The sequence below is a fragment of the Caballeronia sp. A2-2 genome (genome assembly GCF_057612605.2).
Genome location: NZ_CM172588.1, coordinates 417,646 through 433,230, shown reverse-complemented (window position 1 = coordinate 433,230; position 15,585 = coordinate 417,646). Strand labels below are relative to the sequence as shown.

The 15,585-nt window shown below is 60.7% G+C and carries 16 protein-coding genes; 8 read left to right on the top strand and 8 right to left on the bottom strand.

Features of this window, described 5'->3' with window-relative positions; all coding sequences use genetic code 11:
• Positions 1–82 precede the first annotated feature (82 nt).
• Together ACZCWR_RS18210 and ACZCWR_RS18205 are read right to left on the bottom strand one after the other, a co-directional pair.
• Positions 83–880, bottom strand: a complete 798-nt coding sequence (locus ACZCWR_RS18210; RefSeq protein ID WP_487304383.1) for an alpha/beta fold hydrolase — start codon at positions 878–880, stop codon at positions 83–85.
• Positions 877–1,893 (bottom strand): M14 family zinc carboxypeptidase, encoded by a 1,017-nt coding sequence (locus ACZCWR_RS18205; protein ID WP_487304382.1) that lies wholly within the window; start codon positions 1,891–1,893, stop codon positions 877–879. Before ACZCWR_RS18205 ends, ACZCWR_RS18210 begins: the two co-directional genes overlap by 4 nt.
• Before the next feature lie 169 nt (positions 1,894–2,062).
• On the opposite strand from ACZCWR_RS18205, the gene ACZCWR_RS18200 reads away from it, so the two are divergent.
• Positions 2,063–2,323: a DUF4148 domain-containing protein gene (locus tag ACZCWR_RS18200; protein ID WP_487304381.1), complete on the top strand. Its 261-nt coding sequence runs from the start codon at positions 2,063–2,065 to the stop codon at positions 2,321–2,323.
• Positions 2,324–2,333: 10 nt separating this feature from the next.
• Here the strand turns inward: ACZCWR_RS18200 and ACZCWR_RS18195 are convergent, their stop codons facing one another.
• Positions 2,334–2,687 carry a nucleotide pyrophosphohydrolase gene (locus tag ACZCWR_RS18195; protein WP_487304380.1) on the bottom strand — a complete coding sequence of 118 codons (354 nt, stop codon included), beginning with the start codon at positions 2,685–2,687 and terminating at the stop codon, positions 2,334–2,336.
• Positions 2,684–3,676 carry a 2-dehydropantoate 2-reductase gene (locus tag ACZCWR_RS18190; RefSeq protein ID WP_487304379.1) on the bottom strand — a complete coding sequence of 331 codons (993 nt, stop codon included), beginning with the start codon at positions 3,674–3,676 and terminating at the stop codon, positions 2,684–2,686. Before ACZCWR_RS18190 ends, ACZCWR_RS18195 begins: the two co-directional genes overlap by 4 nt.
• A 275-nt stretch (positions 3,677–3,951) precedes the next feature.
• Here ACZCWR_RS18190 and ACZCWR_RS18185 point away from each other — a divergent pair, with 275 nt between their 5' ends.
• From ACZCWR_RS18185 to ACZCWR_RS18160, 6 genes are all read left to right on the top strand, one after another.
• A complete protein-coding gene (locus ACZCWR_RS18185) occupies positions 3,952–4,377 on the top strand; it encodes an Hsp20/alpha crystallin family protein (RefSeq protein ID WP_487304378.1) in 426 nt (141 codons plus the stop codon).
• 18 nt (positions 4,378–4,395) lie between these two features.
• A complete protein-coding gene (locus ACZCWR_RS18180; RefSeq protein WP_487304377.1) occupies positions 4,396–4,785 on the top strand; it encodes an Hsp20/alpha crystallin family protein in 390 nt (129 codons plus the stop codon).
• A 143-nt stretch (positions 4,786–4,928) separates the two neighbouring features.
• Positions 4,929–5,708: an ABC transporter substrate-binding protein gene (locus tag ACZCWR_RS18175; RefSeq protein WP_487304376.1), complete on the top strand. Its 780-nt coding sequence runs from the start codon at positions 4,929–4,931 to the stop codon at positions 5,706–5,708.
• A 7-nt stretch (positions 5,709–5,715) separates the two neighbouring features.
• Positions 5,716–6,489 (top strand): class I SAM-dependent methyltransferase, encoded by a 774-nt coding sequence (locus ACZCWR_RS18170; RefSeq protein WP_487304375.1) that lies wholly within the window; start codon positions 5,716–5,718, stop codon positions 6,487–6,489.
• 9 nt (positions 6,490–6,498) lie between these two features.
• Entirely contained in the window at positions 6,499–6,978 is a 480-nt protein-coding gene (locus ACZCWR_RS18165) for an H-NS histone family protein (protein WP_487304374.1), read from the top strand.
• A gap of 1 nt (position 6,979) precedes the next feature.
• Positions 6,980–7,411 carry a hypothetical protein gene (locus tag ACZCWR_RS18160; RefSeq protein WP_487304373.1) on the top strand — a complete coding sequence of 144 codons (432 nt, stop codon included), beginning with the start codon at positions 6,980–6,982 and terminating at the stop codon, positions 7,409–7,411.
• Between the two features lie 832 nt (positions 7,412–8,243).
• On the opposite strand, the gene ACZCWR_RS18155 is transcribed toward ACZCWR_RS18160, so the two are convergent.
• Entirely contained in the window at positions 8,244–9,659 is a 1,416-nt protein-coding gene (locus ACZCWR_RS18155) for an aminotransferase-like domain-containing protein (protein ID WP_487304372.1), read from the bottom strand.
• Between the two features lie 147 nt (positions 9,660–9,806).
• On the opposite strand from ACZCWR_RS18155, the gene aptA reads away from it, so the two are divergent.
• Positions 9,807–11,135 carry an omega-aminotransferase AptA gene (gene aptA / locus ACZCWR_RS18150; protein WP_487304371.1) on the top strand — a complete coding sequence of 443 codons (1,329 nt, stop codon included), beginning with the start codon at positions 9,807–9,809 and terminating at the stop codon, positions 11,133–11,135.
• Between the two features lie 947 nt (positions 11,136–12,082).
• Here the strand turns inward: aptA and ACZCWR_RS18145 are convergent.
• The 3 genes from ACZCWR_RS18145 to ACZCWR_RS18135 are packed head-to-tail and all read right to left on the bottom strand — an operon-like array spanning position 12,083 to position 15,578.
• On the bottom strand, positions 12,083–12,532 hold the full coding sequence (locus tag ACZCWR_RS18145) for a PaaI family thioesterase (RefSeq protein ID WP_487304370.1): 450 nt from the start codon (positions 12,530–12,532) through the stop codon (positions 12,083–12,085).
• A complete protein-coding gene (locus ACZCWR_RS18140) occupies positions 12,529–13,983 on the bottom strand; it encodes an efflux transporter outer membrane subunit (RefSeq protein ID WP_487304369.1) in 1,455 nt (484 codons plus the stop codon). The genes ACZCWR_RS18145 and ACZCWR_RS18140 overlap by 4 nt, the downstream gene beginning before the upstream one ends.
• A 20-nt stretch (positions 13,984–14,003) precedes the next feature.
• Entirely contained in the window at positions 14,004–15,578 is a 1,575-nt protein-coding gene (locus ACZCWR_RS18135; protein WP_487304368.1) for a DHA2 family efflux MFS transporter permease subunit, read from the bottom strand.
• Between the last annotated feature and the right edge of the window lie 7 nt (positions 15,579–15,585).

Sequence of the window (15,585 nt, the reverse complement as noted above, 5' to 3'; positions counted from 1 at the left end):
ATCACGATAAAAGGGAAGGCGCGGCAGGACATCGGCGGGCAGAAAAGAAGATCGAGTGCATCGAGTTCGACGATGAGCCCTGTCAAATAGTCTGTCGATTGGGGAATGTGCGGGCTTGTTGCGCGTCGGCGAGCCAGGCGGTCACCGCTTCGCATGTCCAGTCGGCGTCGTCGTGCGGCAGATCGTGGCCTGCCCACGGATGCACCGCATGCGCTATACGCCACCGCTGTGCGATGCGCGCGGAACACGCGGGATCGACGAGTCGATCCCTGGCGCTTGCAAGCAGCAAAACGGGGCACGCCGGTGCTTCGTCTCGTGCACGAAACCGTGCCGCTGCCCACAACTGGCGCAACGCATTGCCCGCGCTTGCACCCTGCGCGCGTCGCCAAGCGGACCATTGCGCCACATCCTGCACCGATGTGTCGGCCCGATGACACGTCAACGCATGAATCATGCGTTCGCATGCATCGGGATGGCTCCATTGAGTCGCGATGCGAAGCAGCATCGGCCACGCCGATGGCCGCAAACGCTCATGCATCGACGCGAACGGACGCAGGCTCGTGTTGATGAGCACGAGCCGCGCAACCTCATCCGGATGACACTGCGCCCAGTCCGCTGCGACCATCGCGCCGAGCGACATGGCGAGCACGCGGCAAGGCAGCGTGACACCGAGCGATGCCACGCGTTCGCGCACGAAGGCGGTCATCGCGTGCACGGAAGTGGGCGAACACAGCGCATGTTCCGCGCCGTTTCCCGGCAGATCGACGAACACCACGCGATCGTTTGCATCGAGCAGAGCGTGGGCGCGCATGGCCTGTTCGAACGCACCCCAGTGCCGCGTTTCGCGCGTGAGTCCGCGCAGAAGCACCCAATCGCTCATGCCGTGCCGGCGGGCTGCCAGTGCTCGCGGGCGCGGCGCATCACCTGATCGCGGAAGTCGCCGCACGGCAGCCAGCGGCGCGATGAAAACGCCGCGCGCGTCAGGAAATCGAAGAAGCCCGGATGCCGCCGCAACACGCGCCGCGTGCGATGCGCCTTGATCGGATTGAAGATGCCCATGCGCGAAAACAGTTGCATGGGGTTCTTGCGAATCCAGCGCCATGAGCCGAGTTCGAGCGTCATCGGCAAGAAGATGTTGGGTGCGCGCGTGCGGTCGTACGCGCAATCCCACAGATCGCCATGGAGCAGATATTGATGGCTTTGCGGCTCGAACGCATAACCATGATGCGGATACGATTCCTCGAACATGGTCTTGAGCATGAACATTTCCGGCAGATGCGCCATTTCGCGCTCGGTGCGCGCATACGGAAACCAAATGCTGTCGTCCCAGCCGAAGCCCGAATGGCAATCGAGCGCGAAGCTCAACGGGCGCGACATGAGTTCTTCCTCGACCACCGACAGCAAGGCCGCGCTTTCCGCTTCCAGAGGCGCGCCGCTCGGCCCGCGATACCACGGCAGCCACGGCCCGATCCGCTGCCCGCCCGCGAGAAACGGCACGCGGCCTTCGGCGTTCTGCGGCGCGTTGCGCATGAGATCGACGCCGTTCGGGTTCGAGCGCGTGCGCGCCGCCATGCCGCCCGGATTCACGATCGGCATGAAGACGAGACGAATCGCACGCAATTGCTCGCGCAGCAGTTCGTCCCATTCCAGCCGCCGCAACAGTGCGCGCATGTATTCGAGCACCAACTGCGTGCCGATGCATTCCAGCCCGTGCACGCCGCCGAAAAACCCGATGGCGGGCGCCGCGCGATCCGTCGAACCGATGGCCGCGGTCAGCAGCGGAAACGCCCGGCCGCGCGATTGCACTTCGCCGTGCGTGCGGCGCTCGAACCACGTCCCGCCCGCGATCAGGATCGCTTCGAGTTCGTCCATCTCGGAAAAGCTGTCGCTCATCGGGTGCGGCTCTTTTTGTTCGAGGTCGGGGTCATCGTTGTCGGTATTCGGATGCGATCGTCGCGCGAGTATAAAAGCATTGTCTGACAACATAATGTTGCTCGCTGCACGCTTTTTCTGGCTCGCCTAGAATGAATTCACCGTCATATGACGGCGAGAGGCAACCATCATGACTTCCTTATCCGGCTTATCGCGCCGCGTTGTGTTCGGCGCGCTCGCACTCGCTTGTGCGGGTTCTGCGTTCGCTCAAAGTGCATCGAGCACCAGTGATCCTTCCGCGCCTAAAACGCGCGCGCAAGTACGTGAAGAATTCCTCACGTGGCGCGCGGCGGGCTACGATCCGGCCGACTGGCTGAACTATCCGGACAACGCCATGCGCGCGGGCCGCATCGTCGCGAATCGGCAGGCGAATAACACGGGCGCGAACTGAAGCGCTTCGTTCATTCGTCGTACTCGGAATATTTGCGCGCATCGCCGCGTACCTTGTGCGCGGGATATTTCGCGCGATTGAGCGTCATCTTCTCGATGAACGCCTCGTGCAGATCGACGTCCAGCTTGTCCGCGAGCATGACGAGGTAGGCGAGCACGTCGGCCATCTCGTGACGAATCGCGGTGAGACGGGCGTCGTCGAGTTCGGACTTATCACCGGTTGCGAGCCACGTGAACGGTTCGAGGAGTTCGCTCGCCTCCACGCTCAGCGCGGCGGCGAGATTCTTCGGCGCGTGAAAGCGGCTCCATTCGCGTTCGTGGACGAACTCGCGCAACGTGTCGCGGATGTTTTCGAGGTCGCTCATTGTAGGCTCGCGTCCGGGTAAAGGCCCAGCGTGCGCGCATGCAATCGCGCGAGGCCGAGCAGTGCATCGGTGAAAGGCGTGGGCACGCCGGTCATCTGACCGAGTTCGCGCACGGACGCGACGAGCGCATCCAGTTCCACCGATTTTTTTGCTTCCACATCTTGCAGCATGGAGGTTTTCATCGCGCCGAGCTTGAGCGTGACGGCGTGGCGGTCCGCCGGTTCCTGATCGATCGGGATACCGAAACGTGCGCCGATCTCCTTCGCTTCCAGCATGATGCGCGTGACGAACTCGCGCACGAGATCGTCCGAGAGAATGCGGTCAGTGGTCGCGCCCGTGATCGCGCTGATCGGGTTCATCGTCATGTTGCCCCAGAGCTTGAACCAGACATCGCGCTGAATTTGCGGCGAGAGCGTGGCATCGAAACCGGCTTTCGAAAAGAGTGCAACGAGGTTTTCCGCTCGCGCGCTCGGCTGGCCGTTCGCCTCGCCAAGAATCAAACCCATGCCCTGCCGATGACGAATCACGCCCGGCGCATCCACCACGCAGCTTGCATGCACGACGCAGCCCACGGTTTGCGCGCTGGGAATCGCGGCGGCAATCGCGCCGTGTGGATCGACCGACGCGAGCCGCTTGCCCGCGAAGGCATCGCACAGTCCGTCGCAAAACCACCACGGCACGCCGTTCATGGCGGTCAGCACGATGGTGTTGTCATCGATGAGCGGCGCGATGTGCGCGGCGACTTCTTCCATCGCGGGCGCTTTCACTGCGACCACGACGAGCGCCTGCGGCCCGAGATCGGCGGGCGTGGCGCTGGCGGTCACCTTGACTGCGTGCGTCGCGTCCTTTTCGATGAGACGCAGACCGTGTGCTTCGAGCGCATCGAGTGTCGCGCCGCGCGCCACCACGCTCACGTCGCAGCCTGCCTGCGCAAGCTTCACGCCGATCCATCCGCCAATGGCGCCCGCGCCGTATATGCATGCTTTCATCGTCCGCTTCCCGTGGTGAAGGTGGTGAATGATCGACCGTCATTCTAAGGCGGCATCGCGCGAAACGGGCGGAGATAGTGGCGGTGACGCGGCTTTCAAGAGGCATCGGACGAATAAAAAGTCCCTTGAAAATGGCGCTCGCGCTATTGAAACCATAGCGGGCGAACTTATCTTGGATGCACAGGCAGCGAAGCAACACAGCGCAACGCTCGCCCTTCGACCTTGCAGACAACTTCCTGAAGCCGGCCTGGCCGTGCGCTATCGGAGACTGGACCATGAGTGACTTTTATTTTGGCGGCGACTTCTTCTCGGAACTGGACCGCGTGCAACGACAGCTCTTTGGCACCTCGCCTTCGAGCATCCGCACCAGCCGCGCCGATGCCTTCCCGCGTCTGAACATCGGTAGTACGGACGATTCCATTCGGATCGTCGCTTTCGCACCGGGCGTCGATGCGAGCACGCTCGACGTGACCGTCGACAAGGGCACGCTCACCATCAGCGGCGAACGCAAGCCGCAAGCGCAGACCGAAGGCTCGCGCACGTTCGCGAAAGAGCGTTTCACAGGCGCGTTCCGCCGTGTGATCGAACTGCCGCGCAATGCAGATGCCGATAAGGTCGAAGCACGTTATGAAAACGGCCTGCTGTCGATCACCATCGGCAAGCGCGAAGCGTCGAAGCCGCGCGCCATCACCATTCAATAAATTGGTTGGGAGAACATGATGAACGATACGACTCAAGTCACCGCGCGTAACACCGATGACGTCACGCACGCACGCCGCCCCGCGCTCACGCCTGCTGTCGACATCGTCGAGGACAGCAACGGCATCACGCTTTGGGCCGATCTGCCCGGCGTGTCGCGCGAAAATCTCGACGTGAAAGTGCATGACGCGCGTCTGTATATCGAAGCCGAAGCCACCGTTCCCGTCGATGCCGCTTTGCGCGTGCATCACACGGAAATTCGCGCGCCGCGTTTTGCCCGCGCCTTCACGGTGAGCGATGTATTCGACACCACGAAGATCGATGCGAACCTTCAGGACGGCGTGCTCAGACTGAGCATTCCGCGCCGCGAAGAAGCGCGTCCGCGTCGCGTGGAAGTGCGTTCGAACTGAGCGGGCGCATTATTCAGGAAGCCTTGACGGCCGCGAAGTTCGCGGCCGTTTTTCTTTGCGTTCGCTTCAAGCGTTCGTTTCACGCCTCTATAATCGATGACGCTGTTCCGGTCATTCAATCAAAAGAAAGCAGAGGGACGAACGTGAAGAAGTGCCTGACGGTGTTGTTGAGTTCGATGTTGGCCGTATCCATTCATGCGCAGGCGGGCGACTGGTCCACTATCCGCTTCGGCGTAGATGCGAGCTATCCGCCTTTCGAATCGAAAGCGGCCGACGGCAAACTGGTCGGCTTCGATATCGATGTCGGCAACGAGTTATGCCGCCGTCTCGCCGCGAAATGCGTATGGGTCGAAAACGCGTTCGACGGCATGATTCCCGGCCTCAAGGCGCGCAAGTTCGACGCCGTGCTCTCCACCATGTCGATGACGCCCGCGCGCGTCAAGCAGATCGCCTTCTCCAGCAAGCTCTTTCACGTACCCACGCGCCTCGTCGCTAAACGCGATTCGCAGATTCAACCGACCGCGCAGGCGCTTGCGGGCAAGTCGGTCGGCGTCGAGCAAGGATCGATGCAAGAGACTTACGCGAAAGCGCACTGGGGCGCGCAGGGCGTGAACATCGTCTCGTATGCGGATCAGGATCAGGTATATGTCGATTTGCTGTCGGGACGTATCGATGCCTCGCTGCAAAACGCCGTGCAGGCCGAACGCGGCTTTCTCGATACGCCGCGCGGCAAGCCCTACGCGTTCGCGGGCGGCACCATCGACGATCCCGCGATCTTCGGGCCGGGCACGGCGATCGGCTTGCGTAAAGAGGATACCGATCTAAAGGCGAAGCTCGACGGCGCTATCGCCGCGATGATCGCGGACGGCACTTATAAACGCATCGAGCAGAAGTATTTCGACTTCGATATTTACGGGCAGTGAGCGCATGATGAACGACATTCACCGCAGCGCTGCGGATGGTTATACCGCGAACGCCGACAGCTATGTACGCGGACGGCCTGATTATCCGCCTGCGCTCGCCGGTTGGCTGACCGAAACGCTTGGGCTGAGACCCGGCGCGTGCGTCGTCGATCTCGGCGCGGGCACCGGCAAGTTCACGCCGCGATTGATCGCGACGGGCGCGAGCGTCATCGCCATCGAACCGGTCGCCACGATGCGCGCAAAACTCGCGGCCGCGTTGCCCGAAGTCGAAGCGCTCGAAGGCACGGCGCAGTCGATCCCGCTCGCCGATGCATCGGTGGATGCAGTCGTGTGCGCGCAGTCGTTCCACTGGTTCGCGCGACACGATGCGCTGCGCGAGATTCATCGCGTGCTCAAACCCGGCGGGCGGCTCGGCCTCGTGTGGAATCTGCGCGATGCAAGCGTGCCGTGGGTCGCGAGGCTCGATGCCATCGTCAATCGTTTCGAAGGCGACAGTCCGCGTTTTTATACCGGCGAATGGCGTCAGGCGTTTCCGTATGCGGGTTTCGGACCGCTGATCGAATCGCGCTTCTCGATCGGGCATGCGGGCGCACCGGAGCAGGTTATTCTGGAGCGTGTGCGTTCGACGAGTTTCATCGCGGCATTGCCGGACGAAGAACGTGCGCGTGTCGATGACGAGATTCGCGCGCTGATCGAAAGCGAACCGGAACTGCGCGGACAAGAAACCGTGACCGTGCCTTACGAGACGTTTGCTTTTGTCACCATCAGACAAGACGACTGAGAGACGACCATGCCGACGCTCAAACAGATTCAGGCGAAGCTCAAACGTTTGCAGTCGCAGGCCGAAACGCTGATCGCGGATCACGCGCAGTCCGTGCTCGACGATATCCGCGCGTTGATGGAGCGTCATGGGCTCACCACTGAGGATATCGAAAAGCATCGCGCACGCGGCAAGCGCGCGGCGAAAACGCATGTCACGTTGCCTGCGCCGGCGAAGCGTCGCGAGAAGATGAACAAGCTCGCGACGAAGGGGAAGTTGCCGGCGAAGTATCGCAATCCGAAGACCGGGGAGACGTGGAGCGGTTGGGCGCGGCCGCCTGCGTGGATCGCGAATGTGAAGGATCGCAGTAAGTTTCTGATCGATGCGGAGGGGAGCGAGCGCGCGGTTAAGGCGAAGAAGACGGCCGTTAAGAAGGCCGCGGTCAAGCAAAGTGCGGCGAATCCTGCGACGAAGCGCAAGCGTGCTGCGAAGACTTCATCGTCGAAATAACGTGCGCTTCGCTCTGATGGAAAAAATTATTCGAAGCGGTATTTCATTTTTTCAAGGATCGTTGGGTGGCGGCGCGTGTAGGCGCGGTAGTTCGGCATCGGCATGGTGTTTGCATGAGGCTCTTGCACCAGATGAGTCTGTCGAGGACACCATGCATCATTCGATCGAACCGCATGAGTTGACCCGTATCGATCTTGCACGCTTTCATGTGGTGCAAGTGTCGGATGGGACGTTCACGGTGGTGTTGTGGGAAGCGCCGGAAGGGGTGTCGCAGATGCGCGTGCGAGATCGCGCTGAAACGCCGACGCTTACTATTCGTCTGTATGATCCGCTTAATCCGGTTAGAAGGAAGGATGTTTGTGATAGTTTGCGGGCGTCGTTGAGTACGGTGCGGTTTCGACGGCATCGGGTGTTGTCGCAGGCGGCGGGTTGAGTTTTGTTTTTTTGATCTTTGAGTTGTCTGTCGTGCAAAGCGCTGCTCTTGTTTGTGCTGTTTATGCAGTAGCCGCCTCCCCGGCGGGGGGGTAACTTTCTTTGCTGCTGCAAAGAAAGTCACCAAAGAAAGCAGCTTTTTACCCCATGCACGATGGCTGGAGAGGGTTGGTCTGGATTAACTGATGCAGTGGCCGCAATAGGACTTTCCACGCATCACGAGCCGCTTAGGCAACCTAGCGATTGCGCGCTCGAATAATCAAAGCTAGGTGGACCGCATTCATTCATTCGGCCATGCGCTGCGCGCGCCGAGAACGTAAGAACGGAATCCCGCAGCTTATAAGCGCCCAGCCACCTCACACTTCCCCGCAAGATTGCTATTCGGCCCTACCTTGGTTAGTGCTCCGACTAAAGATGTCTTGCGTTGGTGTGCGTGCTTTGCCCAGAAGCACTTACCAAGGTAGGGCCGAATAACGACATAGCGGTGAGGTGTGATGTGGCTGGGCGCTCATACGCTGCGGGATTCCGTTCTTACTTTCTCGGCGCGCGCAGCGCATGGCCGAAAGAATGAGCGCGGTCCACTGAATTTTGATTCTTCGAGCGCGCAATCGCCAGGTTGCCTAAGCGGCTCGTTATGCGTGGAAAGCCCTATTGCGGCCACTGTATCGATTAATCCAGACCAACACTTTCCAGCCAGCGTGCATGGGGTAAAAAGCTGCTTTCTTTGGTGACTTTCTTTGCAGCAGCAAAGAAAGTTACCCCCCCGCCGGGGAGGCGGCTACTGCAATAAAGACACAAACCACAGCAGCCCCTTGCACGACGACAGATACCCATCAGCACCCCTTCCCCACACGCTCCAAAAAACCCCAAAGCGCCCCATCCACCGAATACGGCACATTAAACCGAAACCAAGCACTCGGCACATCACCAGGCCGAAAATACCACCCCGGCGCAAGCCAAATCCCATCCGCCAGCGCCCGAGTCGCAACCTCGCTCGCATCGAGCGGATCAATCGGCAATCGCCCCCACAAGAACAAACCCGCCCCCGGCCGCCTGAACAACTCGATGCCCAGCGCATCCATGCGTTCCTCGACAAGCACATGCGCTTCCTTCAACTTGTCCACGACGACCGCGACATGTCGCGCATACCGCCCCTCCGTCAACACCTTCTCGACCACGCGCTCCGCCGCCTCCGATGAAGTCAGCCCCACCGCCATCTTCGTGCGCGCGAGTTCACGCAGCACGTCGCGCTCGGCGACGACATAACCGCATCGCAGCGCCGGAGTGATGGTCTTGGCAAAACCGCCCACGTACAGCACGCGCTTGAGCCCTTCCATCGCGGCGAGCAACGGCGCACCGGGCGGCGCGAGTTCGCGGTTCACATCGTCTTCCACGACCCATAGACCATGACGCTCGGCGATCTGCATCAATCGAAACGCGCAGGCCATGTTGAACGTCGCGCCGGTCGGGTTTTGCAGCGTCGTGTTGAGAAACACCGCTTTCGGACGATGCTCCACGACGATCCGCTCGAACACCTCCGTATCGATGCCCGCCGCCGTGCGCGGCACGCCATGCACGTGCAGTCCCGCAAGTTTAAGGATTTGCAGCAGATTGCAGTAACCCGGATCTTCGACGACCACTGCATCGCCGGGACGCAGCAGCGTGCGCACGATGAGATCGAGCGCTTGCGTCGCGCCTGCGGTGAGGAGCACGTTGGACGCGGCATCGACGGGCAAGCCGTGACGGTCCAACTGCTCGGCGATACGCTCGCGCAAAGGCGCGAACCCATACGGATGCCCGTAGTCCGCCATGCGCGCCGCCGGCACGCGTCCGACCGAGCGCAACGCCTGCTGCAAGCCCGTCTCGTTGACCCATTCGTTCGGCAGCCAGCCGCAGCCGGATTTGATCGGCACGGAATGATCGGCGAACACATCCGACAAGAGCCACGTGGCGGTGAGGCTCGGCGGCTGCCAGTCCACGGCCCGCGTGCGCTCGCCCTGCCCGCGCGTCGCGACACGATAGCCCGAACCGCGCCGCGCGGTGACGAGGCCCATCGACACGAGCCTGCCATACGCTTCGGTCACCGTGAATGTGCTTAAGTCATGCGCTTGCGCCAGGCGGCGGACCGAAGGTAGCAACGCGCCCGTGCGCAGCGTCTGCTCCTCGATGGCTTCCGAGAACGCCTGCACGACCTGTTCGACGAGCGTCGGCGTCAGCCGCGAGCCGCGCGTGAGCTTGAGTTCGATCATCGTTCGAGAATAGCGCGGCCTCTGCGCGCGTACCAATACAGTTTCCCGCATTTTGCCAGCACAGTTGGCAGCGCAGTAAAACAACTGTCTATGCCTTAGGATTTTGACGAGGAATAGAGTGACCCTTCTTATCGAGGAGACTTGTTCATGAACGCCCGCCCCGTCATCGATGATCTTTCGTCGTTCTGGATGCCTTTCACCGCCAACCGCCAGTTCAAGGCCGCGCCGCGCATGCTGGAAAGCGCGAAAGGCATGTACTACCGCTCGACCGATGGCCGCCAGGTCCTCGACGGTTGCGCCGGGCTCTGGTGCGTGAACGCCGGTCATTGCCGCGATGAAATCATCGAAGCGGTGCAGAAAGCGGTCGCCACGCTCGATTTCGCGCCGACGTTTCAGATGGGCCACCCGCTTGCGTTCGAAGCTGCCTCAAAGGTCGCCGAGATCATGCCGGAAGGACTCGACCGGATTTTCTTCACGAATTCGGGCTCGGAATCCGTCGATACGGCGTTGAAGATCGCGATTGCGTATCACCGCGCGCGCGGCGAAGGCCAGCGTACGCGGCTGATCGGACGTGAGCGCGGTTATCACGGCGTGGGATTTGGCGGCATTTCGGTGGGCGGTATTGCGCCGAATCGGAAGACGTTCTCGGGCGCGCTGCTCCCGTCCGTCGATCATCTGCCGCATACGCACGATCTCGCGCACAACGCGTTTTCGAAGGGTCAGCCGGCGTGGGGCGAACATCTTGCGGAAGAATTGGAGCGGATCGTCGCGCTGCACGATGCATCGACCATCGCGGCGGTGATCGTCGAGCCGCTCGCCGGTTCCACGGGCGTGCTCGTGCCGCCGAAGGGCTATCTGCAAAAGCTCCGCGAAATCTGCACAAAGCACGGCATCCTGCTTATTTTCGATGAAGTCATCACCGGTTTCGGGCGCTTGGGCAAGGCCACGGCGAGCGAGTACTTCGGCGTGACGCCGGACCTCATCACGCTGGCGAAGGCGATCAACAACGCGGCTATTCCGATGGGTGCGGTCGCGGCGCATCGCGATGTGCACGACACGGTGGTCAATGCGGGCGCGCAGAACGCCATCGAGTTGTTTCATGGGTACACGTATTCGGCGCATCCGGTGGCGAGTGCGGCGGCGATTGCCACGCTCGATCTGTATCGGCGCGATAAGTTGTTCGAGCGCGCGGCGTCGAAGGCTGAGAAGTTCCAGAGCGCTGTTCATGCGCTGCGCGATGCGCCTTTTGTGAAGGACATTCGCAATCTTGGGCTGGTTGCGGGTATCGAGTTGGAATCGCGTGAGGGTGCGCCGGGTACGCGGGCGTTCGATGCGTTTGTGAAGTGCTTTGAGGCGGGGGTTTTGGTGCGTTATACGGGGGATATTCTGGCGTTTTCGCCGCCGCTTATTATTGAGGATGATCAGATTGATCAGATTTTCGGGACGGTTAGGAAGGCGCTTGAGAGCGTGAAGTAAGGGCGTGCGAGCCCGGGGCGTTTTATGAGTGCCGGGCCGCGTTTCTTTTTAGGCAGAAGCCCTCGGCCTGACAGAGAGTGGTTGTTTTTGCTGTCGATTTGATTTTGTAGGTTTGTCGTGCAAAGGGCTTCTGTTGTTTGGGCTTTTATTGCAGTAGCCGCCTCCCCGGCGGGGGGGTAACTTTCTTTGCTGCTGCAAAGAAAGTCACCAAAGAAAGCAGCTTTTACCCCCATGCACGATGGCTGGAGAGGGTGGTCTGAATTAACGTTACAGTGGCCGCAATAGGACGTCCCACGTTTCGTTAAGCGTGTGGGCAACCTCGCGATTACGCGCTCGAATCCTTTGATCGCAGTGGTCCGCATTCATTCTTTCGGCCATGCGCTTCGCGCGCCGAGAACGTAAGAACGGAATCCCGCAGCGTATTAGCGCCCAGCCACATCACGCCACATCGCACCTCTCCCATTGGGCCCAACCTTGGTAAGCGCTTCCGGTCAAAGCGCACCCACCAACGCCAGTCACCTTTTAGTCGGAGCACTAACCAAGGTAGGACCGAATAGCAATCTTGCGGGGTGGTGTGATGTGGCTGGGCGCTAATAGGCTGCGGGATTCCGTTCTAAAGTTCTCGGCGCGCGAAGCGCATGGCCGAAAGCATGAGCGCGGACCACAGAACCAAGAAGATTTGAGCGCGAAATCGCGAGGTTGCCTAAGCGGCTCGTTACGCGCGGAAAGTCCTATTGCGGCCACTGTATCGTTAATCCAGACCAACACTTTCCAGCCATCGTGCATGGGGTAAAAGCTGCTTTCTTTGGTGACTTTCTTTGCAGCAGCAAAGAAAGTTACCCCCCCGCCGGGGAGGCGGCTACTGCAATAAAAGCCCAAACAAGAGAAGCCCCTTGCACGACATACTAAAAAGCCCCCAACGAACTCCGACAGACTAAAAAACCTAATCACCTCTCCATCACCAACAACGTAGAACTCGCCGAAGCAAACAACCTCCCACTAGCATCCCTCAACGTAGCTTCCGCAAACGCCGCGCGCCGCCCAATCGAAAGCACACGCCCTTCCGCACGCAGCAATCCCGCATCGCGCGTCACAGCCTTGTGATAGGCCACCTTCAATTCCAGCGTCGTATAAGCCTGCGTAGCCGTAAGACACGAATGCACCGAGCATCCGCATGCAGAATCGAGCAACGTAGCCGCATAACCGCCATGCACGGTGCCGATCGGGTTATACGCATGATCCCCCGGCACACCCGCGAACACAGCGCGACCCGCCTCCACTTCGATGAAATCGAAATCCAACGACACGAGAATGCCTGGCCTGCGCCCCGATGCGATTAGCTTGCGCAATTGCGCGAGGCCATCGAGACCGGCTGCGGTTTCTTCGATCAAACTCATTTCGTCTCCTTGCTCTGGGCCATCGCGGTCTGAATGGGACTATCGTCGTTCGTCACGCTCCAGCCGCCGCCGAGCGACCGGTACAACGCCACCGCCGCGAGCGCGTGTTCGCGGCGCGACTGGTTGAGGGCATCGGCATCGCGAAGATAGGCTTCCTGAGCGTCGAGCACGTCGAGAAAACTGGCCGCGCCGCCCTTGTAAAGCTGCGTCGAGAGCGTGAGCGATTTGCCGGATGCGGCGAGCGCATCGGTCAGACGCGCGGTCTGATCGGTCGTGCTGACAAGATCGCTGCGCGTGTCTTCGACATCCTTCAATGCCTGAAGCATGGTCTGATGCAGATTCAATTCGGACTCCCGCATTCTGCTCTCGTTCTGCTCGATTTCCGCCGTGATGCGGCCCGCGTTGAAGATCGGGCTGGTCGCATTCAAAGCGGCAGAAAACAGATTGTCCGTCAGCGTCGGCAAGCCGAGATACGACGAAGCGAGCAAGCCGTCCGTGAGGTTGAGCGAAAACTTCGGATAACGTTCGGCCCGCGCGACACCCACTTCCGCGGCGCGCTGCTGAACCTGCGCATAAGCCACGAGCACGTCCGGCCGATGCAACAACGCATCCGATGGCAACATATGCGGCGCGCCTTCAGCCGGAACGGGAATGACAGGCGCAGGACCGGCATCGGCGAGCATCAGTTTGTCGATGGATTCCGGCGTGCGGCCCGAATACACCGCGATCAGACTCAACTGATGCTGAATGGTCGCTTCCGTGCGCGGAACACGCGCCTGAAGATCGCTCAACTGATTCTGTGCGCGCGAGACATCGAGTTGCGTGGACAGACCGTATTGCAAGCGGCGTTGCGTGAGCTTCAACGCGCGTTCGCGAATCGTCAGGTTGTCCTGAAGAATTTTGCGTTCCGCCTGCGCCCAGCGCAAATCCACATACGCCGATGCCGTATCCGCTGCCAGCGCGAGCCTGAGTTGATCCGCTGCATGCTCGCGCCCGACAAGCTGCGCCTGCGATGCCAGCAATTCGAGGCGCTCGCCGCCGAACACGTCGGGCGTCCAACTCAATGCAAGACCGAAGCCCGCCTGACGCACATAGCCCAACGGCGGCGGCGTGTTCGAACGCGTGTCGGATGCGCCCGCGTTTGCATCGAGTTGCGGGAGCAGCGCGGCGCGGCGTTGCGTGGTCAACGCTTGCGCCTGCTTCACGCGTTCGACGGCGGCTTGCAGGTCGAGATTGCTGTCCAGCACGGAGGCGACGAGTTCGTGCATCGCGGGATCGTTGAACTGCGTCCACCATGCGGCGGGATTGGCGTCGGCGTTGGGCACGTCCACGCTCCAGCCAGCGGGCGCGGTGGTGTGCACCGTGTCGGGCAGATCGGCATGTGTCGCGGGCTGCACTGCACAGGCGGCCAGTGCGAACGTCGTCAGTATGGCGAAGTAAATGTTCTTCATGATCGGTTCACTCGATAAACTCAATGTGCTTCCGACGAGGGCGGCGCGCTGCCAATCGGCCTTGCAAACAACACGCTGATGATCCCCACGACAAAACACAGCGCAAGCGCGTAGAAACAATCGGCGAAAGTCAGCACGAGCGCCTCGCGCATCACCAGCGCATTGAGCGATGCCAGCCCCGCCTGCGATGCATCGAGCGCATCGCCCGCGACCGCCGCAAGATGCGCGGAACTGCGCGCGAGCATGCCTTCGATAGCAGGCCGCCCGATCGTCACGCTTTCAGCAAGCCGCAGGTAATGCAAGTTCAGCCTGTCGTTCAACATCGTCGCACTCACGGCAATGCCAATCGCACCGCCGAGATTGCGCATGAGATTGAACAAACCGCTCGCCGATTTGAGCCGCGATTGCGGCAGCGATCCGAGCGCCATCGTCACGATGGGCGGCACGGCGAATTGCTGACCGATGCCGCGCAACGCTTGCGGCAAGAGGAATTGCTGCCAGCCCCATTCGTTCGTCAGCGGCGTGTAGAAGTAACAGCCCAGCCCGAAACAAACGAGCCCGAACACGAGCAGCACGCGCATGTCGATGAAGCGCGACGCAAAGCCATAAACGCCAATCGACGCTAATTGAAAACAACCCACCGACAGCAACGCGATACCGATCTGCAAAGAATCGAAGCCTCGCACGCGGCCCAAAAACACAGGCGTCAAAAACACCGAAGTAAAAATCCCGATGCCGATCACAAACGACAGCAAACTGCCGATGCCGAAATTACGCACGGCCAACGCGCGCAAATCCACCACCGGATCTTTCGCCGTCAACGCATGCACGATGAACAAAAAGCCGCATATCGCCGAAATCCACGTGCATGCGACGATCACGCCATCGCCGAACCAGTTCTTGCGCGGACCTTCTTCGAGCACGTATTCCAGACAGCCGAGAAAGCCCGACATCAGTAGCATTCCCAAGTAATCGCCCTTCTTGAGCAGCGAGAGATCGGGCTTGTCGATATGTACGTACTTCGGCACCATCACCGCGACGAACAGACCCGGCACGAGGTTCAGATAGAACAACCAGTGCCACGACCATTGATCCGTGATCCATCCGCCGATGACCGGTCCGATGGCCGGCGCGAGCGACGCCAACGCGCCGATGGTCGTCGATGCAATCAACCGCTGTTTGCCGGGAAACAGCACGAACGCGGTCGTGAAGACAGTGGGAATCATCGCCGCGCCGAGCGCGCCTTGCAGTCCGCGAAAGAGGATCATCGAATTGATGTCCCACGCAAGGCCGCACAGCATGCTCGTGACCGTGAAGCCAACTGCCGACGCCGCGAACAGCCAGCGCGTGGAGAACACTTTGGAGAGCCAGCCGGACATCGGAATGACGAGGATTTCCGCGATGAGATACGAAGTCTGCACCCACGACAATTCGTCCTGACTCGCGGACAACCCGCCGCCGATATCCTTCAGCGACGATGCGACGATCTGAATATCCAGCGTCGCCATGAAAAAGCCGAGGCACATCAGCGCGAACGCGAAGGCGCGTTCCTTGACCGGCGCGTCGGCGGGATTGGCGAGAACGGTTGGGTTCATGACCGTG

Coding starts and splice junctions, on each gene's coding strand:
- ACZCWR_RS18165 (WP_487304374.1), top strand. CDS start 6,499: ATGCCGACGCTCAAACAGATTCAGGCGAAGCTCAAACGTTTGCAGTCG.
- ACZCWR_RS18140 (WP_487304369.1), bottom strand. CDS start 13,983: ATGAAGAACATTTACTTCGCCATACTGACGACGTTCGCACTGGCCGCC.
- ACZCWR_RS18180 (WP_487304377.1), top strand. CDS start 4,396: ATGAACGATACGACTCAAGTCACCGCGCGTAACACCGATGACGTCACG.
- ACZCWR_RS18155 (WP_487304372.1), bottom strand. CDS start 9,659: ATGATCGAACTCAAGCTCACGCGCGGCTCGCGGCTGACGCCGACGCTC.
- ACZCWR_RS18170 (WP_487304375.1), top strand. CDS start 5,716: ATGAACGACATTCACCGCAGCGCTGCGGATGGTTATACCGCGAACGCC.
- ACZCWR_RS18145 (WP_487304370.1), bottom strand. CDS start 12,532: ATGAGTTTGATCGAAGAAACCGCAGCCGGTCTCGATGGCCTCGCGCAA.
- ACZCWR_RS18185 (WP_487304378.1), top strand. CDS start 3,952: ATGAGTGACTTTTATTTTGGCGGCGACTTCTTCTCGGAACTGGACCGC.
- ACZCWR_RS18195 (WP_487304380.1), bottom strand. CDS start 2,687: ATGAGCGACCTCGAAAACATCCGCGACACGTTGCGCGAGTTCGTCCAC.
- ACZCWR_RS18210 (WP_487304383.1), bottom strand. CDS start 880: ATGAGCGATTGGGTGCTTCTGCGCGGACTCACGCGCGAAACGCGGCAC.
- ACZCWR_RS18205 (WP_487304382.1), bottom strand. CDS start 1,893: ATGAGCGACAGCTTTTCCGAGATGGACGAACTCGAAGCGATCCTGATC.
- ACZCWR_RS18190 (WP_487304379.1), bottom strand. CDS start 3,676: ATGAAAGCATGCATATACGGCGCGGGCGCCATTGGCGGATGGATCGGC.
- ACZCWR_RS18200 (WP_487304381.1), top strand. CDS start 2,063: ATGACTTCCTTATCCGGCTTATCGCGCCGCGTTGTGTTCGGCGCGCTC.
- aptA (WP_487304371.1), top strand. CDS start 9,807: ATGAACGCCCGCCCCGTCATCGATGATCTTTCGTCGTTCTGGATGCCT.
- ACZCWR_RS18135 (WP_487304368.1), bottom strand. CDS start 15,578: ATGAACCCAACCGTTCTCGCCAATCCCGCCGACGCGCCGGTCAAGGAA.